Source organism: Cohnella massiliensis (assembly GCF_900169535.1).
GTDB lineage: Bacteria > Bacillota > Bacilli > Paenibacillales > Paenibacillaceae > Cohnella > Cohnella algarum.
Map to the genome: position 1 here is coordinate 737,248 of NZ_LT821259.1, position 20,369 is coordinate 757,616.

Below are 20,369 nucleotides of genomic sequence, written 5' to 3' on the forward strand. Positions count from 1 at the left end.
GCGCGCAAGAAGCGCACCCGGTGCGCTACATGAAGCCTGGCGCGGGCGGATTGCGCGCAAGAAGCGCCCCCGGTGCGCTACATGAAGCCTGGCGCGGGCGGATTGCGCGCAAGAAGCGCCCCCGGTGCGCTACATGAAGCCTGGCGCGGGCGGATTGCGCGCAAGAAGCGCCCCCGGTGCGCTACATGAAGCCTGGCGCGGGCGGATTGCGCGCAAGAAGCGCACCCAGTGCGCTACATGAAGCCTGGCGCGGGCGGATTGCGCGCAAGAAGCGCACCCGGTGCGCTACATGCAGCCTGACGCGGGCGGATTGCGCGCAAGAAGCGCACCCGGTGCGCTACATGCAGCCTGACGCGGGCGGATTGCGCGCAAGAAGCGCACCCGGTGCGCTACATGTAGCCAGGCGCGGGCGGATTGCGCGCAAGAAGCGCCCCCGATGCGCTACATGTAGCCTGGCGCGGGCGGATTGCGCGCAAGAAGCGCCCCCGGTGCGCTACATGAAGCCTGGCGCGGGCGGATTGCGCGCAAGAAGCGCACCCGGTGCGCTACATGCAGCCTGGCGCAGGCGGATTGCGCGCAAGAAGCGCCCCCGGTGCGCTACATGTGGCCGAACGCGGCAATTTGGACTTTTCCCCACTTTTTCGGGACGGAAGCCCAAGCGTTTCGTTCGGGTAAGATGTTACGATGTTCGTAAATCGTTCAAGGGAGTGAGCAAGGGTGTCGCTGCGGGAGCAAGCTCTTAGGGTACGCCAGCAAATGATCCGGGATCATGCCGGCGAGTGGGGAATGGATATTCATCAATGGGATTGGGTTCCGGGCGTCGGGGTCATCGCCATGCTGGAGCATTCCGAATCGGATCGCCAGCCGGAAGCAATGGCTTATTTGCGAGACTGGGTGGAAAAAAACAAGGAAAAGGCCAGCCGGGCCCCGGTTGTGAACGCGGTGGCTCCCTATGCCGTTTTTCCGGCGTTGTATCGGGAATACGGTGCGGAGTGGTATCGCGACGAAGCGGTCAGAGTGGCGGAATGGCTCGTAGCGGCGGCGCCGCGCACGAGGGAAGGCGCGTTCGAGCATACCGTAACGGAAAATGCGGCGTTTCCCGAACAGGTGTGGGCGGATACCGTCTTTATGGCCGTATTGTTTCTGGCTCGAACGGCTTCGCTTGCGAGGCGTCCGGACTTCGCCGAGGAGGCGCAACGGCAAGTCTTGTTGCACCTCAGACTGCTTGAGGACGAGGACAGCGGCGTTCTGTTCCACGGGTGGAATTGCGGCACCGCCGACCATATGTCGGCCGCGCGATGGACGAGGGCCAACGCCTGGGTAGCGGCGGGCGTGCCGCTTATTCTGAAGGAAATCGAACCGCTCGTTGCCGTCTCGGCGGAGCTCAAGACACGGTACGGCAGGCTGATGGAAGGGCTGGTCCGCTTTCAACGGGAAGACGGCTTGTGGAGCACGGTGATGGATCGTCCCGATTTTTACCGGGAAACATCCGGCAGCGCGGGGATCGGCTACGGCTTGTGGAAAGCGATGGATGCGGGTTTAATCGAAGCGAATGACCGTTATCGGACGTCGGCAGAGCGAACGTTAAAAGCCGTAATGGCCCAAATCGACGAAAGCGGCATCGTGCGCGGCGTATCGGGAGGCACTCCGGTTATGCCCAGCATCGAAGCCTACAACGAGATTCCGACCTATCCGACGCTGTACGGACAAGGTCTTGCGCTGATGCTCCTGTCGGAGGCCATGCGCAGAGGGATTTCCGTCTGAACGAACGTCAGGCCGTCGGCAGATGGCATAATGCCTGGCCGATTTCGCTTGCGGGGGATCCGTCTCATCCGTCGATCCGGGTCTTTGCCGCTCGGAGGAGGGGGAATACCCGGTTGCCGGCGGGCCGGAGCCTCCTATGTGCCGCGCCGGCCCGACGCCTTCGAGCGGTATTGCAAGGGCGTAAGCCCGATTTCTTTTTTGAAAAGGTGGAAAAAATGCGACAAATCCCCGAAGCCCGTGCGGCTGGCGACTTCCATGACGGGCAGGGAGGTGCCGGCGAGGTAGGCTTTGGCTTTGTTCAGCCGGTACTCGGCCAAAAATTGCTTGACGGTGTGTCCCGTCTTTTGCTTGAAAAGGGCGAAAAGACGGGAGCGCGACACGGGGAAACGTTCCAGCAAGTCGTCGATGCGCAACGGTTCGTCGTAATGCGCGACGAGGTACGACAGAACGTCCCCGATCAACCGTTCGTCTTCCGTCTTGCCGGTTTCGAGTGCGCCGGCGTCGTCCTTTAAATCGATCGCGAGCAGCAAAAATTCGGACAGGCATCGGAGCGCGGCCAGTTCGCGCTTCGGCTGCCTGTCCCGAAGACAGGACGCAAGCTCCTCCAGCAGCGAACAAGCCCGGTCCAAACGGGGCAGCGAAAGAAAATAATGGCCCGCCTCCATCCCCGGGGCCGTGAGCAGAGCGTCGATGCCGCCTTCGGCCGCCGGACATGCCTGGTTCAGAAGCTTCATATAAGATTCGCCGACGGACAGCACGTACCGTTTCACGGGCTGCCCCGGCGCGGAGTGCGGATGATGAATGACCTGCGGTCGAATGACGGTGAGCGTCCCGGCATGCAAAGGGTACAGGCGGTCGCCCGCCGTGTACGAACCCGAGCCCTCCAGCAGCAAATAAAACTCGAACCCGTCGTGAAAATGGAGCCGGCTCCGCCCGATCGGGCCGTTTCTCAGCTCGCAACGAACGGGATATTCGGCCAGAAAGCGGTCGGTGAATTCGTCCCGCTGAAAGAAAAGCGCCGGATCTCGCGTCATGGTCGCACCCCCCTCAAATCTAAATTTAAGCGCTCTCAATACGAAAAATCAACTTAAATTACATCCGCCCGGGCGATGCGCGAGAGAGCCGCTTTTCGATGGGCCCTCCCCCGAGACGGCTGGGCAGGCTTGTCCGGACATGCAGGCCAAAGGGCGGCCAAGCGAAGGCCATCGCCCGAGAATCCGGTTTCAAGGATTCGGTCTGGCGGAAGGGGGGCCGCCGCTGACCGGCGAGGACAAAAAAGCCGCCCCGCCGGCCAGCGCTGCCGGAAGGGCGGCCCTGCCGCTTTACACGGCCGCTTCGCGCTTTTTGAAAAACGTCTTCAACGCGTTGTAGATTTCGCCTTTTTCCTTGATGACGTAATACAGAAACTGCTGATGGTCCATGTGCTTGTAGGCCGACATCAGCGTGCTGGAGCGGTTGTACTGGTTCACTTCGCCGTAGCCGAAAATGTTGGCGCGGTTCAGCATTTCCTTGATCAGCCGCACGCAGCGCTCGTTGTCGCTCGTCAGATTGTCGCCGTCGGAAAAATGAAACGGATAAATGTTGTAGCGCGACGGGGGATAACGGCTGTCGATGATCTCGAGCGCCTTGATATAGGCGGAGGAGCAGATCGTGCCGCCGCTTTCGCCGCGGGTGAAAAATTCCTCCTCGGTCACTTCCTTCGCTTCCGTATGGTGCGCGATGAAAACGAGCTCTACTTTTTCGTATTGGCGCCTCAGAAACCTCGTCATCCAGAAAAAGAACGAGCGCGCGCAATATTTTTCGAAGGATCCCATCGATCCGGACGTGTCCATCATGGCGAGGATGACGGCGTTGTTTTGCGGCTTGACGATCTCCTCCCACGTTTTGAAGCGCAGGTCGTCCGGCGAGATGCCGTGAATTTCCTTGCGGCCTTCGCGCGAATTGCGGCGCAGATTTTCCAGAATCGTTCGCTTTTTGTCGATGTTGGACATGATGCCCTTCCGCCTGACGTCGGTAAAACGAACCTCCTGCACCTCGATCTGCTCTTTTTCTTTCTGCTTCAAATAAGGAAGCTCCAGCTCCTCGAACAGCAGATTTTCGAGCTCCGCGATCGAGATTTCCGCCTCGACGACGTCTTCTCCGGGCTGGTCGCCGGCGCCTTCGTTTTTGCCGGGAGCGCTGGCCGGATCGGTGCCGAGTACGTCCCCCACCTGGCTGTCCCCGTTTCCTTGGCCTACGTGCTTGCGCTTGTTGTGATTATAAACGAACCGGTATTCGTCCAGACTGCGTATCGGAATTTTAATAATTTGTTTGCCGTCGGACAGTACGATGTTCTCCTCGGACAGCAAGTCGGGCAAATTTTGCTTGATCGCATCCCGAACTTTCTGCTGGTGCCGCGACTGATCCTGGTATCCTTTTCGGTGCAATGACCAGTCTTCGCGGGACAGGATAAAAGCCGGTTCAGCCATGCGTAACACCACCTTTTCCGCCTTGGGCTTTTTTTGTGTGTTATTCAATATATTCGAATGCGCGGAAAGAATGTGTGCGAATTGACCGAAGCTTGGTCCAATTGTGCGACAATTCGGCGTAGCCGCCGGCGCGGTTAGGCACCTGTCGCCCTCCCCATCCATAAACTGCAATAAGGGGGAGTGCGGGATGCGCAAAGGCGGATTCGATCCGGATCGGGCCGTGTTTTTGGCGGCCGTTTGCAGTCAAACCTATGAGCTTTACAAAAACAAGGACGGGAGCTTCGCCGTTCCGCAAGGGTTCCGGCAGGTCGAAATCATCGAGGCGAAGTCCTTCGACCGAAGCAGGGAAAGGTTCGGGTTTATTCTGGAATCGGACCGCGAAATCCTGATCGCGTTTCGCGGCACGATTTCGACTTCCGATTGGGTATCGGACGCGCTGGCCTACCAGGTTCCCTGCCCTTATGCGAAAAACGCCGGACAAACCCATCAAGGCTTCACGCAAATTTACCGCTCGGCGAGAGCGCAAATCGTCGCCGCCTTGAAGCGGCTGCCCCCGGACAAACCGATCTATGCGACCGGCCACAGTCTCGGAGGAGCGCTGGCCACGTTATGCGCGCTCGATCTGGCTTCGCGGAGCGAAGGCCGGCCGCCAACCGTCTACACGTACGGAGCGCCCCGGGTCGGCGACCCCGCTTTCGTGAAGGCGTTCAACGGCAAGGTGAAAACCAGCTTCCGCATCGCCAATCCGTTCGACCCGGTCGCCCAGCTGCCGCCGTTCGTGCTTCGCATGCCGGCAAGCGATAAAACCTACTATTACAATCATGTGCGCAGCGCCTTTATCCTGTCTTTCCAGGCCGGCTCCTTAGCGGCCAATCACGCTCTCGACCGTTACTACGAGCATCTGGCCGGGCTAAGTCCCGATTATGCGCTGGAGCTGTCGCTCGCCAACCCCGGCTTGTGCCCGGAGCCGAAGTCTTGAACCCGCCTTGCGGCGCAAGCGAGGCTTGGTTCCATTTGGCAGAGGCGGCCTCTCCGAGGTATGATGAGGGTACCCGGTTTCGAGCGGAACCGGCAGTTTTCGACGGGGAGGTTTATTCATTGCTGCGGAACTATACGATGATCGGAGCGGCAATCGCGCTGCTGGCGGTCGCCCTCGGCGCTTTCGGCGCGCATGTGCTCGAAGAGCGGCTGTCGGCCGAAGATTTGGATATTTTTGAAACCGGCGTGCGTTATCAAATGTACCATGGGCTTGGAATCTTGATCGCGGCGCTGTTGTCCGAGCGGCTGTCGTCGCCTGGGCTCGTTCGCTGGTCCGCGCGCCTGATGCTTGCGGGGGTCGTTATTTTTTCCGGGAGCTTGTACGTTCTCGTGTTCAGCGGTATTCGCGTGCTGGGAGCCGTCACCCCGATCGGCGGAGTCGCGCTGCTGGCCGGCTGGATTTGCCTTCTTATGGCCGCCCGGAAGAAATAGCGTCGAACGCCCGGGCGGGTCGAGAATTTAGTTGGAAAAGCTTGTTCTGTAAAGCGCCATTTTGTTTTATAATGGAAGCATACATAAGTTGTCATGTTTCCCTCACGGGAGGAAGGATGGCGCCACGTGGACGGATGGTCAGACAATCCGGCTTTCCAAAACGAGTTGCTTCACTCGCTTTATCACAACAGTCCGTTAGCCATTGCCGTCATCGATCGTCTCGGCCGTTTCATGGATATCAATCGGGATCCGGAGAAGATGTTCGGCTACACGACGGCGGAGTTATCCGGCCGATCCTTTTCCGAGCTGCTGGACAGCCAGTCGTACGAAATCACGATGAAAGTGTTCGAGAGGACGCTCGCGGGGGAGAAATGCACGCAAGAAATCCGGGTCATGACCAAAGACGGACACCCGGTCGATTTAAGCATCGATACCGCTCCGCTCACGAGACGGAGCAAGACGGTCGGCATTCTCGTTTTTTTCCAGGATATCAGCGAGCGGAAGCGATCCCTGGAAAAGGTCCGGTTTATGGCGTACAACGACGATATGACGGGCCTTCCGAACCGGCGTTTTTTCACCGCGAGACTCGAGGAAAAGCTGACCGAAGCGTATAAGAAGAACGACCGCCTGGCGGTCTGCTACCTGGATGTCGATCAATTCAAGCTGGTGAACGCTTCGTACGGAAGAGACTTCGGGGACATGCTTCTCATGATGATCGCGGAACGGCTGTCGGGCTTCTTCGGGGAGGCCGGCAATTTGGCGCGGATGGAAGGCGACGAGTTCGCCGGCTTGCTCACGTCGCTCAGGGACGCGGACGATCTGTCCGGCCGGATGGACGAGCTGATGCGATTGTTCGAGAGCCCGTTCGAGCTTGCGGGCGTGCCGCTCCATATTTCGATAAGCATCGGCATTTCCATGATGAACGAAACGATCGACGACGCGGTCGCCCTCCTCAAAAAGGCGGATACCGCGCTTCATCGCGTGAAGGAGAACGGCCGGAACGATTATCTGGTTTTCTCGTCGGAGATCGCCCATACCGCGTTGCATAAGCTGACGCTGCAGCACGAAATCAAGAAAGCACTGCAAAACGGGGAGTTTCTCCTTTATTATCAGCCGCAGTACGACTTGGCAACGGGCCGGATCGTCGGGCTTGAGGCGCTGGTGCGCTGGAAGCATCCCGAGCGCGGTCTCGTCCCTCCGGGCGAGTTCATTCCGGCGGCGGAAGAGAGCGGGCTCATCGTGCCGCTGGGCGAATGGGTGCTGCAGGAGGCGTGCCGCCAGAATAAAAGCTGGCAGGATGCCGGCATGACGCCCATTCCGGTGTCCGTCAATTTGTCGTTTCGCCAATTTATGCAGCGCAATCTCATCCGGAATATTGCCGGCATTTTGAAAAAAACCGAACTGGATCCGAGCTACCTCGAACTGGAAATCACCGAAAGCATTACGATGGACGTCGAACGCGCCTCCTCGTTTTTGCGGGAGCTTGCCGATCTCGGCGTCGGCATCAGCATCGACGATTTCGGAACGGGCTACAGCTCCTTTCATTATTTGCGCAATTTCCCGATCGGCAGCCTGAAGATCGACCGCTCGTTCGTGCGGGACATCCAGCAGGATCCGAGCGACGCGGCCATCGTTTCGGCAATCATCGCGATGGCGCACAACCTGCAGCTGCAAGTCATCGCGGAAGGCGTGGAAACCGAGGAGCAGGTCAAATTCCTCCGAACCCACCGCTGCGACGAAATGCAAGGCTACTTCGGAAGCCCTCCGCTTCCGAAAGAAAGCGTCGAGGAATTGCTTTGGAACCAAAGCGTGCTGCCCATCAAGCATTGATGCCGGCATGCCATCCCGCGAAAAAACGCCGCAGCCTCTTCGACAGGCTGCGGCGTTCGCGCTTTATTCGATAAAATCGTCGATCTCGTTAAGGAAGATCGAATACACTCGTTTTTCATCGACGTGGTATAACGTAATCAATTGCTGCTCGGGATCGAAGTTGACGATGCGGCAAGGCATGTCCAGCTTGACCCCTTTGCCCTTATTGACCCGGACCCGGATCAGCTTGTTCGTCTGAATGTACAAGCGTATCCGCGAGTCGAGCGATTCGGTCGAGAGCGGCGTCTTTTCGGTTTTGTCGGTTTTTGCGGTCTTTGCGCCTTTTTCGGCCGGTTCGATCGCGATTGGCGTTTTATCGACCGTTTTGGCCAATTCCTCCTCGATCTTCATGCCGAGTTGAACCCCGGATTCAATCCGGAAATCCGAAAATTGCCCTCCGTTCAAGCCGCGAAGCAGCTGCTCCAGCGCCGCGCTTCCGGACGAAGCGTGCACGAGGATGTCCACCTTGAAAAGGAAAGATCCGTCCGCGTCCGATTTCCCTTTTGCCATCTTTTTGCTAGCCTCCATCTTACACCCCGATGATAATGTCCGCTCTTAACTATACCACGTTCATGCTGCCTAAAATAGACCCAAGTAGGTATTTAACGGGAGCTTCATAGGGCAAAAGGATCATACGATATCGTGTGGGAATTCGTCCCAACGGCCCATTTTTATCCAAGTTTGACAAACCCGGAGGTGAAATCGAATGATTCGTCTCGTCCCGATCGAAATCGAGGGGCACACGGCTTTGGGGGTCGAGGTGCTGCTGCCGAAAACGACGCTTATCGCGGTGACGGCGGGAGAAGGATATATTATGTGCGGCGCGCTCGATGTCGGCCTGCTCAACGAACGGCTTGCCGATCGCGGCATCGTGGCCGGAAGGGCGGTAGGCGTTCGAACGCTCGAGCAGCTGCTTGACGCTCCGTTGGAGTCGGTTACGCACGAAGCCCGCAACAGAGGGATCGTGCCGGGGATGATCGGCCGCGACGCGGTCTCCCGTCTCGCGAAGGGCAGCGTCGAGCCGCACGGCGCGTAAGTTCAAGGGAGCGATGACCGGTTCGTGGGAATTCCGGACAAAAGCAAAATCGGCTGACCCGATCGGCGGAAACGCTCTGCCGCGGGTCAGCCTTTTTGATGTCGGCCGTTGTTTCAGGACTCGAACAGCCGGCGCAAGCCGGTGTCGTACGGGGCCCTGACGATGCCCTTCTCGGTAATGATGGCGGTGACGAGCTCGTTAGGCGTCACGTCGAAGGCGGGATTGTACACTTTGACGCCTTCCGGGGCGGTGCGTTTGCCGAAGCCGTGCGTGATTTCGTCGGCGCGGCGCTCCTCGATCGGAATATCGGCGCCGGTCGGCGTCGACAGGTCGATCGTCGACATCGGGCACGCCACATAAAACGGAATGTTGTGCGCCTTGGCGAGCACGGCCACGCTGTAGGTGCCGATCTTGTTCGCGACGTCGCCGTTGGCCGCGACGCGGTCGGTGCCGACGATGACGGCCTGCACCCAGCCTTTGGACATGACGTGTCCGGCCATGTTGTCGCAGATGAGCGTCACGTCGACGCCGGCCTGCTGCAGCTCGAACGCCGTCAGGCGCGCGCCCTGCAGCACGGGCCGCGTCTCGTCGGCGAATACTTTCAGCGCGATGCCTTGCTCAAGCGCCAAATAGAAGGGCGCCAGCGCCGTGCCGTATTTGGCGGTCGCAAGCCCGCCGGCATTGCAGTGCGTCAGCACGCCCATGCCGTCCTTGAACAGCGTAAGGGCGTGCTCCCCGATCCGCCGGTTCGTTTCCTCGTCCTCGGCCTGGATTTGCTTCGCTTCGTCGAGCAGCGCGGCGACGGCCTCTTCGGCCGTCAGTCCGGCCTCGGCCAATTCCTCGGCTCTCGCCTTCATCCGGTCGAGCGCCCAGAACAGGTTGACGGCCGTCGGCCGCGACGTGGCGAGATAGTCGGCGTGACGCCGAACCTCGGCCGCCACATCCTTGGCGCTTCCGGAGACGGGGGCCGCGCCGAGCACGATGCCGTAGGCGGCGGAAATGCCGATCGCCGGGGCGCCGCGGACTTTCAGCTCGCGGATCGCTTCCCAAACGTCCTCGGGCGTTTTCAATTTCAAATAGACGGTTTCTTCCGGCAGCAGCCGTTGATCGAGCAGTTCCAGCGCTCCTTCCGCCCAACGGACGGATTGCAGCACTTTGGAGGCTGCGGACAGGTTGTCGGTGCTCATGTCGGTTTCTCCTTTCGGGTTTGCGGCAAGACGCCGCTGCGGACCGGACGCGGCCCTTCGCAAGGCGGGATCTTACAGCCGGCCCGGGGGAGTTCGGGCCGCTCAAGCCGCTCAGGCGTTTACGGCGCGCCGACCGATCGCGACGACGTGTTCGATCGACTCCGCTTTGCGGTTCGTCTTGATCAGTTCCGTGCCGATCGCCAGCGCGATCCGCTGGGCGCGGTTGCGAACGCCCGCATCCGGAATATTGTCGATGTCGATGACGTGGGACAAGCCGTAAATGCGGCGCACCGCTTTGGCGCCGGCGAAGCCGATGCTGTCCCGGAGCAGGCGCAGCATATATTCGTCCTGGTAGCCTTGCGTGCGGGAAATGCGGTCGATGCCGTGCTCGTTCCACAGCGCGCGGAACTTGGCTTCGAACAGCGTCCACACGTCGCGGATCGTGCCGAGCAAATATTCGCGGCTGTCTTTGCGGGCGGCCTCGTCTTGGCTCCAATGTTCCTGGCCGGCGAAGTTCAGCAGCAAGTTCGCGATGACGGCGCCGACGTCGAAGCCGATCGGGCCGTAATAAGCGAACTCGGGATCGATCACCTTCGTCGACTCCGGCGTGACGAAGATGCTGCCGGTGTGCAGGTCGCCGTGAAGCAGCGCCTGCGCCTGGGTCAGAAACTTCTCGCGGAGGACGGCCACTTCCAGATGAAGCGCCTTGTCCTGCCAGATCGCTTCCGCGGCGTCGCGCAGATGGGGCTCGATGCTGTTGTTGGGCGAATCGTAATAAGGATCGTCGAAAATCAGATCCTCGGTAATTTTGCACAAGTCCGGGTTAATGAACGAGCCGACCGCGCGCTTTTTCTCCTGTTGGTTGAAGCCCAGGTCGGAAGTGAAAAACAGCGTGCGGGCCATAAATTCGGAAATATGCTCCGCAAAGCGCGGGTAGCGTCCGCCCTCGATCAGGCCGCGGCGCATGATGACATGGTCGCTCAAGTCCTCCATGACGGTGAGCGCCAGCTCGTTGTCGTTTTTGTATACTTTGGGAACGAGTCCGGGGGCCAGCTTGCCTTGCAAAATCAGCGCTTCGCCTTCGATGCGGGCGCGGTCCAGCGAGAGGGGCCACGATTCGCCGACGACCTTGGCGTACGGCAGCGCCTGCTTGACGATCAGGCTGCGCCCGGTCGCGGGCTGGGTAATATGAAAGACCAGATTCAAATTGCCGTCGCCGATCTCCCGGCAGACCAGCTCCTCGCCGGTCGGAAACGCCTCCTTGATCGTCTTCGCGATCTCGATCGCCTCGGCTTCGGTTAACGGATGATAATTGCTCATATTTTCACCTCATCGAGAAGTTGGCTGCTTGTCCCGTCGTAGGGTCCATTCGCGTCACTAGTCAGTATAATGCAATTCGGGGGCGGATAAAAGCCGGAAAGCGCAAACGATGCTTAAGCACGGGGGCATATATCGTTTTGGTGCGTTTAAGGTCGGCAATCGAACCGATTCGGCACGCCATGCCTCTAATAAATAGGAACGTTAAAGAATATTTGCCGTTGCGCGAAAGGAGGAGGCATGCTTGCCGGAATATGAACATTTGGAAGACGTCAAACGCGCGCGAAGAGGCGACAACGAGGCCTTTTCAAAATTGGTAAAAGAGATGCAGACTGATTTGTACCGAATGGCCCGCTCATTCATGGAAAACGACGCCGACTGTGCGGATGCGATCCAGGAGGCGATTCTGAGCGCTTATCGAGGGCTGCCGAAACTGAAAGAACCGGCTTATTTCCGGACATGGATGTTTCGGATTTTGCTGCGGGAATGCCATCGGATGCGGAGAAGGATAAAAATTACGGTTCCGTGGACGGAAGCGTTAGCGGGAAAGGAGTACGGGAACGTTCGGGAGCCGGAGATCGATTTATACGTGGCCGTTCGCCAACTGGACGAGTCCCTGCAGACGGTCGTCAGGTTGCACTACTTTATGGATTTGCCATTGGGAGAAATCGCGAAAGTAATGGACGTGCCGGAAGGAACGTTAAAATCGCGGCTGCACCGGGCGCGGAGGCTACTGGCAAAATGGCTCCGGGGACCGGAAGAAAACGCGCCGGCAGGAGAAGTGCCGGGAGGTTCGGCTCTTGAGAAATAGGGATGGGAGGAAATAAACGATGAACTTTAGCGATGTGGAAAGAGCGCTGCGGGCTGTCCGAAATAAAGCAGCCGTATCCGGAGTGCCGGAGACAATCGAACGGAAAATCGACGAGACGCTCCGATCGCTTCCCGAACGGAGAATGAAAGAACGACGCGGATTGGCCTCACGCATTGTGGCAATGTCGTCCGCGGTGGCGATTGCGGTCGGATCGGCGTTGGCCGCCGCTGCATTATCTCCTCAGGCAGAGGCCGCGTTACGCCAATTGCCTTTGGTCGGATCGATTTTTGCCCAAGCCCATGATTGGGGGCTTCGACAAACGGATACTGCCGGACTGACAACAGCCGTTGGACTGACGGATACGTCGAACGGAATCCGTCTCACGCTAGAAAAGGCCGTGTATGATGGCATCCGATTTTCGGCGGCATTTGCCATGAAAACGGCAGATGGACGCAAGGTAGAACCGGCACCGGGAGAATACGGCATCACAATGGATTACGCTTGGAACATAAAAGGAGAAAGCGAGCGTTACGCTGGAAAAGGGAGCGCGGTGGAAGACGAATCGGGAAAGCTTGTAGGATTTATTGATGTAACACCGCCGGAGCGGTTGCCGGATTCGTTCGTCGTCGGCCTTAAAGTTTCGAAAATAGGAGATAGAACGGGCGATTGGTCGTTCTCGTTCCCGATCTCCTCGCTTAAGGAAAACTCGAAAATAATCGAGCCAATAGCGGCTTCTTCCAACCGCCAAATCTCAATTTCAGTCCGAGAAGTGAAGCTGACTCCAATGACGACGGAAATCGAGTTCGATTACAGCCAGCCTTCCGGAGTTAATTTGCCGATCGGCTTCGAACTGATGGACGGGGATGGAATCGCGCTGGAGCTGATCTCTTCCCAATCCGGGATGACGACCGAAGCCGGGAGCGCCGTATCGCGGGGAAGCTGGAAAATTCAGTTCGGTCCCGCACCTGAAAATACGACCAAGCTTTTTTTTCGTCCCTATTTTTATCAAAATGCGCCCAAAGCGGAATACCGCATACGGATGAACGAAATGCCCTCCGAGGACGCTCCGCTCGTCTTGCCCCAAGGAGAGTCAGGAGAATTGCGGATCACCGAGGTTATTTTAGAAGCGGACAAAACGGTCGTACGCTACGATGTTATCGGCTCGAGTCCGCAAGAGCAAGCGAACATGTTGTCGCTTGAAACGGCCGATGGAGCGGACGTACCCCGAAATCCGATGAAAGCGGAGAAAACCCTCGATCCTTTCAAGCGCCGGTATGAAAAGGAATTCGCTCCGGTCCCGAAAGATGCCGAGCTTGTCTTCATTACGCAGCCTGCGAAAACTCGCGAATTCCTGAACGAATTAGAGCTTGAATTCGCTATTCCTGGTTCCGTCTGACAACATCGGTGCCAAGATCAGCGGCTTCGTACCGTCAAATGTGTTATAATGGAAGCTGCACGAAAAACGGCACAGAAAGGAACGACTCCATGGAACGACCGATTGCGCTCAGGGAATGGGCCGTCGCCGTGCGCGCGCTGGAGGAAGGCCGGCAGGCGATCGTGCTGCGCAAGGGAGGAATTGCCGAGGAGACGAAGGAGTTCCGGCTGGAAAGCCCGGAATTTTATCTTTTTCCTTCCTATGAACATCAGCGCCCCGAACTGGTAAAGCCGGAATTCCGGGATGCGGTCGAAGCGACGCGCGCGGAAGCGGCCGCGAACCCCGGAAGGGTTCGGTTGACCTCCTACGCCGAGGCGGCGGAGGATTACGAAGTGACGGACGCAAAGACGCTGGAACGGCTGAATGAGCTGCACATATGGACGGCAGACTATGCGGAGGAACGGCTGAAGTGGAAAAAAACGAAGCCGCTGCACGTGCTGCTGCTGCGAGTTTTCAAGTTCGACGAACCGATCGAAATCCCCGAAAGCGACAGCTACGGCGGCTGCAAGTCGTGGCTGCGCCTGGAGGAAGAGATCGCGCAACGGACGCGCAAGCCGGTTTTGGACGATCGGCAATTCGCGAACCAAGCGGAGCTTCTGTCGCGCGCTGTTCGGGGCTGAGCGACGGATCTTGCCGCATTCCGGGTTTATTCCGCAAAAAGCGGGCAGGCCCGGTTTGCTTTTTTCATCGCCTTTTCATAAAATGGTGGTTGAGAATCATTGAGAATCAAATTAAAATAATTATAAATAAGGATCGGCAGCAGGTGGCATGGCTGGAAGCGAAGCGGTCAACCGCAGCTTGTCGCATCTGAATTCTGGAGGGAATCGCACAATGTCCAGCTTGTTCGAAATCCGTGGTCTGAAATCGACCATTGAAGGCAAAGAAATTTTGAAAGGTCTCGACCTGAGCATTCAAGGCGGGGAAGTTCACGCCATCATGGGACCGAACGGCACCGGCAAAAGCACGCTCGCTTCCTCTATTATGGGACACCCCAAATACGAAGTGACCGAAGGCGAAGTGTTTCTCGAAGGCGAAGACGTTCTGGAAATGGCGGTGGACGAGCGCGCCCGCGCCGGCCTGTTCCTCGCGATGCAATATCCGAGCGAAATTACCGGCGTGACGAATTCCGACTTCCTGCGCAGCGCGATCAACGCCCGCCGCGAGGAAGGCAGCGAGATTTCGCTGATCAAGTTCATCCGTCTGATGGAAGGCAAAATGAAAGAGCTGGAAATGAATCCCGAGTTCATGCACCGTTATTTGAACGAAGGTTTTTCCGGCGGCGAGAAGAAGCGGAATGAAATTTTGCAAATGATGATGCTTGAGCCCAAGCTCGTTATTCTGGACGAAATCGACTCGGGTCTTGACATCGACGCGCTGAAAATCGTTGCCGCGGGCGTCAACGCGATGCGTACGGCGGAGCGCAGCTTCCTGATCATCACGCACTATCAGCGTTTGCTTAACTACATCAAGCCGGATTTCGTGCACGTCATGATGCAAGGCCGCATCGTGAAGTCGGGCGGGCCGGAATTGGCCGAGCGTCTGGAAGCCGAAGGCTACGACTGGGTCAAAGAAGAGCTGGGAATCGTCGACGAGACGGTTGGCCAAGCGTAAGAGGATAAGGGAGGCTAGCAATCATGAGTACACCGACCACCTCTTTCGGCCGCGAGGCGGCAGCCGCTCTCGCCCGCAGCAAGAACGAGCCGGCATGGCTCGTCGCCTGGAGGGAAGAAGCGGGGCAATGGGCGACGGAGCTTGAGCTTCCGAAACCGGAGAAAACGCCGATCCAGCGGTGGAGCCTGGATTCGCACGGCGCCTATCGGCCGGGCAATCCCGTGGCCGACTTCTCGCAACTGCCGAAAGCAATCGCGGATCTGCTTCCGGAGCAAATGCCGGAAGCGTTGATCGTTCAGCATAATTCTTCCGTCGTGTATACGCGTCTGTCCGAAGAGCTCAAGGCGAAGGGCGTCGTGCTTTCCAGCCTGGAAGAAGCCGCGAAGACGCACGAAGAGATCGTCGGCAAGCATCTGATGACCGCGTACAAGCGCGACGAACACAAATTGGCGGCGCAGCACGGCGCGCTGTGGAACGGCGGGGTGTTTCTGTACGTTCCCCGGAACGTGGAGATCGACAGTCCGATCCAGGCGCTTGTTTACGCGGACGACGCGGAAGCGACGCTCGCTCCGCATATTTTGATCGTGGCCGACGCGAACAGCCGGGTCTCGTTCGTGGAACAGCTGTTCAGTTCGCTCGGCGAGGCTTCGGGCACGCTGCTTCATAACGGAGCGGTCGAAGTGTTCGCCAAGGGGGGCGCGAATGTCCGTTACGCGGCTGTGCATCATATGGAACAGGCGGCGATCGACGTGTCTTACCGGCGCGCGGTCGTGGATAACGACGCCCGCATCGAATGGATCGTAGGCGATTTGCACAGCGGCAACACGCTGACGGATACGAAGTCGATCCTGCAAGGGAACGGCTCTTCTTCGGACGCCAAGATCATTACCGTGGGCACGGGAAATCAGCGGATGAGCGTCACGACGCAGGCGGTTCACTTCGGCCGCTCCTCCGAAAGCGACATGATTACCCGCGCGGTCATGAAAGACGAAGCGACGGCGATTATCAACGGCATTACGAAAATCGAGAAAGCCGCCACGAAAGCGAACGGGCAGCAAACGGAAAAAGTGCTCATGCTCAGCCCGAAGGCGCGCGGAGACGCGAATCCGATTTTGCTGATCGACGAAGACGACGTCAAAGCCGGCCACGCGGCAAGCGTAGGCCAGGTCAATCCGGAGCAGGTGTACTACCTGATGTCCCGCGGCATCTCCAAGCAGGAGGCGGAACGGCTGATCATCCATGGGTTCCTCGATCCGGTCGTTTCGGAAATCCCGCTCGAAGGGCTGCGTGAAGACCTCCACCGGATTCTGGAAAGGAAGCTGGGCTAAATGGACGTTAACGCGCTTAAAGCCGAATTCCCGATCTTGCACCAAAACGTGAACGATCATCCGCTCGTGTATCTCGACAATGCGGCCACCTCGCAAAAGCCCCGCAGCGTCATCGAAGCGGTGAAACGTTATTACGAATGGGATAACGCCAACGTTCACCGGGGCGTCCATACGCTCGGTTCCCGGGCGACGGACGCTTACGAAGGAGCGCGGGAAAAGGTCGCCCGATTTCTGAACGCCGCTTCCGCGCGCGAAATCATTTTCAATCGCGGAACGACGGCGGGCCTCAACCTTGTCGCCTCCGGCTACGCCCGGCAGACGCTCAAGGAAGGCGACGAAATCGTCATCACCCCGATGGAGCATCACAGCAACCTCATTCCGTGGCAGCAGGCGGCCAAGGCGACGGGCGCGACGCTCAAATATATTCCGCTCCAGCCGGACGGCACGATTTCGCTCGCGGACGTGGAAAGCACGATAACCGCGCGCACGAAGATCGTTTCCGTCACGTACGTTTCGAACGTGCTGGGTACGGTCAATCCGATCGCCAAAATCGCCGAGATCGCCCACCGGAACGGAGCCGTGATCGTCGTCGACGGCGCCCAAAGCGCGCCTCATCTGAAGGTTGACGTTCGGGCGCTCGATGTTGATTTTTATGCGTTTTCCGGCCATAAAATGTGCGCCCCGACCGGAATCGGCGCGCTTTACGGAAAGGCGCAGCTGCTGGAGCGGATGGAGCCGGTGGAATACGGCGGGGAAATGATCGATTTCGTCGACCTTTACGAATCGACGTGGAAGGAGCTTCCGTGGAAATTCGAAGGCGGGACTCCGATCATCGCCGGGGCGGTCGGACTCGGGGCGGCGATCGATTTTCTCGAGTCGGTCGGGCTGGACGCCATCGACAAGCACGAAAAGCAGTTGACCCGCTATGCGATCGAGCGGCTTTCCGCCATCGACGGCATTTCGATCTACGGGCCTCGCGAGGAACGCGCGGGACTCGTTACGTTTAATCTTGGCGACATTCATCCCCATGACGTTGCGACCGTATTGGATACGGAAGGCATCGCCATCCGGGCCGGACACCATTGCTGCCAGCCGCTGATGCGCTGGCTCGAAGTCAGCGCGACGGCAAGGGCGAGCTTTTACCTGTACAATACCGAACAGGATGTCGACCGTCTGGCCGACGCTCTGGTCAAAACAAAGGAGTTTTTCGGCTATGAACCTTGACGACCTGTATCGCCGCGTCATCATGGATCATTATAAAAATCCCCGCAACCGCGGAACGATGGACGACGAGTCCGTCACGGTGAACCTTAACAATCCGACTTGCGGGGACCGCATCAGCTTGCAAATGCAAATCGAGGACGGGATCGTGCGCAACGCCCGTTTTACCGGAGAAGGCTGCTCGATCAGCATGTCGTCGGCTTCGATGATGACTGAAGCGGTCAAAGGGCGGACGACGGCCGAGGCGCTGGAGCTGGCCGAGAAGTTCTCGTCCCTGATGAAAGGCGAAGAAGTCGATTTCGGGGACGACGAGGAGATCGAGGCGCTGTCCGGAGTGAACAAATTCCCGGCCCGCATCAAATGCGCGACGCTGGCCTGGAACGCTTTGCGCAAAGGCGTCGAGCACGGACAGGGCCGGCACGAGGGTATAGAAGAATAAGGCATGCTCGTTTTCAATAACCATTTTTAACAAGGAGGTTGATCGTCATGGCGAAACAAATGCCCGAGTTGGAAGATTACAAGTACGGGTTCCGCGACGAGCATAAAGCGGTGTTCGAATCCGGCAAAGGGCTGACCCCCGAAGTCGTCCGCACGATTTCGGAAATCAAGGGCGAACCGGAATGGATGCTGAACTTCCGCCTCAAGTCGCTGGAGCAGTTCAACAAGATGGCGCTTCCGCGCTGGGGCGGCGATTTGGACGATCTCGATTTCAACGATATTCAATACTACGTAAGACCTTCCGAAAAGCAAGGGAAAACCTGGGAGGAAGTGCCGGAAGAAATCAAGGCGACGTTCGACAAGCTGGGCATCCCGGAAGCCGAACAGAAATTCCTCGCCGGCGTGTCCGCTCAGTACGAGTCCGAGGTCGTCTACCACTCGATGCAGGAAGATCTCGAAAAGCAGGGCGTTATTTTCACGGATACGGATACCGCGCTGCGCGAGCATCCGGAAATTTTCAAGGAATATTTCGGCACCGTCGTTCCGGCCGCCGACAATAAGTTCGCCGCGCTGAACAGCGCGGTATGGTCGGGCGGCAGCTTCATTTACGTCCCGAAAGGCGTCAAATGCGAAATTCCGCTGCAGGCGTACTTCCGGATCAACTCCGAAAACATGGGCCAGTTCGAACGCACGCTGATCATCGCCGACGAAGGCAGCTTCGTTCACTACGTCGAAGGCTGCACGGCGCCGATCTACAGCACGAACTCGCTGCACAGCGCCGTCGTCGAGATCATCGCGAAGAAGGACGCGCGCGTCCGTTACACGACGATCCAAAACTGGGCGCCGAACATTTACAACCTCGTCACGAAGCGCGCCGTCGCCGAAGAGAACGCGACGATGGAATGGGTCGACGGCAACATCGGCTCCAAGCTGACGATGAAATACCCGGCCGTCATTCTGAAAGGCCGCGGCGCCAAAGGCATGGTGCTCTCCATCGCCGTAGCAGGCAAAGGCCAGCACCAGGATGCGGGCGCGAAGATGATCCACCTGGCGCCGGAAACGACGTCGACGATCGTCTCCAAGTCGATTTCCAAGCACGGCGGCAAAGTCACCTACCGCGGTTTGGCGTCGTTCGGACGCAACGCGGAAGGCGCGAAGTCGAACATCAAATGCGACACGCTCATCCTCGACAACCAGTCGACGAGCGACACGATTCCGTACAACGAAATCCTGAACGACAACGTGACGCTGGAGCACGAAGCGACCGTTTCCAAGGTATCCGAGGACCAGCTCTTCTACCTGATGAGCCGCGGCCTTTCGGAAGCGGAAGCGACGCAGATGATCGTCATGGGCTTCATTGAGCCGTTCACAAAGGAGCTGCCGATGGAGTACGCGGTCGAAATGAACCGCCTGATCAAGTTCGAAATGGAAGGCAGCATCGGGTAAGCCTGAACAAACGCAAAAAAACGATCCGCGGATTTGTGCCGCGGATCGTTTTTTTTGCGTAAAGGGCCGTGATCTCCGTCAGAGCGCCGGCGCCGCGCCGGTTATCCGGCAAACCGCACGAACTCCGGCGAGACCGGCTTTCCGGCCGCGTTTCGGTGCCGAAACCGGACGACGGCTTGCAGGACGGGCCGAACGTAAACGTAGTCCCGGTCCTCTCCCGTGCGAATCGCTTTGGACACCCCGTAAAACGCTTGGCGAAACGGAGGCTGGATGCCGAGCTCGATGACGCCCGCGTCCCGGCCGTTCTCCTGCGCCAGCCAGCCGAACTGGTTTTTGCGGTAGCCGACGATGGATACCGTGGCATATTTGTAATTGATAATTTTAAGCCAATTCCGGCCGTTCTCGCTGTCATAGAGGCTTTCTTTTCGCTTCGCCACGATGCCTTCCAGATCGATGCTTCGAATCGCCTCGAACAAAGCCGTCCCGGCTCCGTCGACGGTCGGGATGCGGCCAAAGAACCGGTTCTCCCCGAGCACCTCCGATAGCAGCGCTTTGCGCTCCGTAAGCGGCCATGCGCGCACGTCTTCGCCCTTGTAGCGCAAAATATCGAACACGAAGTAACGGACCGGCCTTCCTACGGAAGCTTCGCGAATGCTCATCGGTTTTTTCATTCGGAGTCGTTTCACGATTTCTTCCAGCTCGACCATGCCCGTGTCCGGATTGATCGAGGCGACTTCTCCGTCCAATACCGTATCCGTGCCGTCGTCGATCGGGACGAAATGGAGCTCGGGGTATTGGCGAGTCACATCGAACCGGTTGCGCGTATAGAGCTTGACCATCCGGTTTTCCATCGATAAGATAAGCCGCCGGCCGTCGATTTTCGGCTCGAACAAGTAACGGTCGTCGTCGAAAGGCCGTTCGCACGGTTCAAGCGGCATCGGGGGAATAAACATACCTGTACACCATCC

General features: G+C 58.3%; 19 protein-coding genes. 13 read left to right on the top strand and 6 right to left on the bottom strand.

The annotated features are described in order from the left end of the window. Nucleotides 1–717 precede the first annotated feature (717 nt). On the top strand, nt 718–1,764 hold the full coding sequence (locus tag B7E11_RS17160) for a glycoside hydrolase family 88/105 protein (RefSeq protein ID WP_245809752.1): 1,047 nt from the start codon (nt 718–720) through the stop codon (nt 1,762–1,764). 134 nt (nt 1,765–1,898) lie between these two features. Here B7E11_RS17160 and B7E11_RS17165 read toward each other — a convergent pair whose 3' ends face one another. Beyond that, nucleotides 1,899–2,798, bottom strand: a complete 900-nt coding sequence (locus tag B7E11_RS17165; RefSeq protein ID WP_080836826.1) for an AraC family transcriptional regulator — start codon at nt 2,796–2,798, stop codon at nt 1,899–1,901. A 288-nt stretch (nt 2,799–3,086) separates the two neighbouring features. Next, nucleotides 3,087–4,232, bottom strand: a complete 1,146-nt coding sequence (yhbH, locus tag B7E11_RS17175) for a sporulation protein YhbH (RefSeq protein ID WP_080836830.1) — start codon at nt 4,230–4,232, stop codon at nt 3,087–3,089. A 187-nt stretch (nt 4,233–4,419) separates the two neighbouring features. Here yhbH and B7E11_RS17180 point away from each other — a divergent pair, with 187 nt between their 5' ends. The 3 genes from B7E11_RS17180 (at nt 4,420) to B7E11_RS17190 (ending at nt 7,532) form a co-directional block, all read left to right on the top strand. After that, the gene (locus tag B7E11_RS17180) at nt 4,420–5,211 is read left to right on the top strand and encodes a lipase family protein (RefSeq protein ID WP_080836832.1); all 792 of its coding nucleotides are present in this window, start codon (nt 4,420–4,422) and stop codon (nt 5,209–5,211) included. Between the two features lie 119 nt (nt 5,212–5,330). Beyond that, complete coding sequence (locus tag B7E11_RS17185) at nt 5,331–5,702, top strand: DUF423 domain-containing protein (protein WP_080836834.1); 372 nt, start codon at nt 5,331–5,333, stop codon at nt 5,700–5,702. 126 nt (nt 5,703–5,828) lie between these two features. After that, complete coding sequence (locus B7E11_RS17190; protein ID WP_080836836.1) at nt 5,829–7,532, top strand: sensor domain-containing protein; 1,704 nt, start codon at nt 5,829–5,831, stop codon at nt 7,530–7,532. A 63-nt stretch (nt 7,533–7,595) separates the two neighbouring features. On the opposite strand, the gene B7E11_RS17195 is transcribed toward B7E11_RS17190, so the two are convergent. After that, nucleotides 7,596–8,081, bottom strand: a complete 486-nt coding sequence (locus B7E11_RS17195; RefSeq protein ID WP_080836838.1) for a hypothetical protein — start codon at nt 8,079–8,081, stop codon at nt 7,596–7,598. A gap of 196 nt (nt 8,082–8,277) precedes the next feature. On the opposite strand from B7E11_RS17195, the gene B7E11_RS17200 reads away from it, so the two are divergent. Next, complete coding sequence (locus tag B7E11_RS17200; protein ID WP_080836839.1) at nt 8,278–8,607, top strand: YunC family protein; 330 nt, start codon at nt 8,278–8,280, stop codon at nt 8,605–8,607. Nucleotides 8,608–8,720: 113 nt separating this feature from the next. Here B7E11_RS17200 and mtnA read toward each other — a convergent pair whose 3' ends face one another. Continuing rightward, complete coding sequence (mtnA, locus tag B7E11_RS17205; RefSeq protein ID WP_080836840.1) at nt 8,721–9,794, bottom strand: S-methyl-5-thioribose-1-phosphate isomerase; 1,074 nt, start codon at nt 9,792–9,794, stop codon at nt 8,721–8,723. Nucleotides 9,795–9,905: 111 nt separating this feature from the next. Then, on the bottom strand, nt 9,906–11,114 hold the full coding sequence (mtnK, locus tag B7E11_RS17210) for an S-methyl-5-thioribose kinase (protein ID WP_080836841.1): 1,209 nt from the start codon (nt 11,112–11,114) through the stop codon (nt 9,906–9,908). A gap of 241 nt (nt 11,115–11,355) precedes the next feature. On the opposite strand from mtnK, the gene B7E11_RS17215 reads away from it, so the two are divergent. The 8 genes from B7E11_RS17215 (at nt 11,356) to sufB (ending at nt 19,401) form a co-directional block, all read left to right on the top strand. After that, a complete protein-coding gene (locus B7E11_RS17215) occupies nt 11,356–11,922 on the top strand; it encodes a sigma-70 family RNA polymerase sigma factor (RefSeq protein WP_080836843.1) in 567 nt (188 codons plus the stop codon). 19 nt (nt 11,923–11,941) lie between these two features. Further along, complete coding sequence (locus B7E11_RS17220) at nt 11,942–13,318, top strand: DUF4179 domain-containing protein (RefSeq protein ID WP_080836844.1); 1,377 nt, start codon at nt 11,942–11,944, stop codon at nt 13,316–13,318. Nucleotides 13,319–13,407: 89 nt separating this feature from the next. Continuing rightward, the gene (locus B7E11_RS17225) at nt 13,408–13,977 is read left to right on the top strand and encodes a DUF1802 family protein (protein WP_080836846.1); all 570 of its coding nucleotides are present in this window, start codon (nt 13,408–13,410) and stop codon (nt 13,975–13,977) included. Nucleotides 13,978–14,188: 211 nt separating this feature from the next. Next, on the top strand, nt 14,189–14,968 hold the full coding sequence (sufC, locus tag B7E11_RS17230) for a Fe-S cluster assembly ATPase SufC (RefSeq protein WP_080836847.1): 780 nt from the start codon (nt 14,189–14,191) through the stop codon (nt 14,966–14,968). A 23-nt stretch (nt 14,969–14,991) separates the two neighbouring features. Further along, on the top strand, nt 14,992–16,296 hold the full coding sequence (gene sufD / locus B7E11_RS17235) for a Fe-S cluster assembly protein SufD (protein ID WP_080836848.1): 1,305 nt from the start codon (nt 14,992–14,994) through the stop codon (nt 16,294–16,296). Next, a complete protein-coding gene (locus B7E11_RS17240) occupies nt 16,297–17,520 on the top strand; it encodes a cysteine desulfurase (RefSeq protein WP_080836850.1) in 1,224 nt (407 codons plus the stop codon). Beyond that, complete coding sequence (gene sufU / locus B7E11_RS17245) at nt 17,510–17,956, top strand: Fe-S cluster assembly sulfur transfer protein SufU (RefSeq protein ID WP_080836852.1); 447 nt, start codon at nt 17,510–17,512, stop codon at nt 17,954–17,956. Before B7E11_RS17240 ends, sufU begins: the two co-directional genes overlap by 11 nt. A 47-nt stretch (nt 17,957–18,003) precedes the next feature. Continuing rightward, nucleotides 18,004–19,401, top strand: a complete 1,398-nt coding sequence (gene sufB, locus B7E11_RS17250) for a Fe-S cluster assembly protein SufB (protein ID WP_080836853.1) — start codon at nt 18,004–18,006, stop codon at nt 19,399–19,401. Nucleotides 19,402–19,502: 101 nt separating this feature from the next. Here the strand turns inward: sufB and B7E11_RS17255 are convergent, their stop codons facing one another. Then, nucleotides 19,503–20,354: an ATP-dependent DNA ligase gene (locus tag B7E11_RS17255; protein WP_080836855.1), complete on the bottom strand. Its 852-nt coding sequence runs from the start codon at nt 20,352–20,354 to the stop codon at nt 19,503–19,505. Nucleotides 20,355–20,369 lie beyond the last annotated feature (15 nt).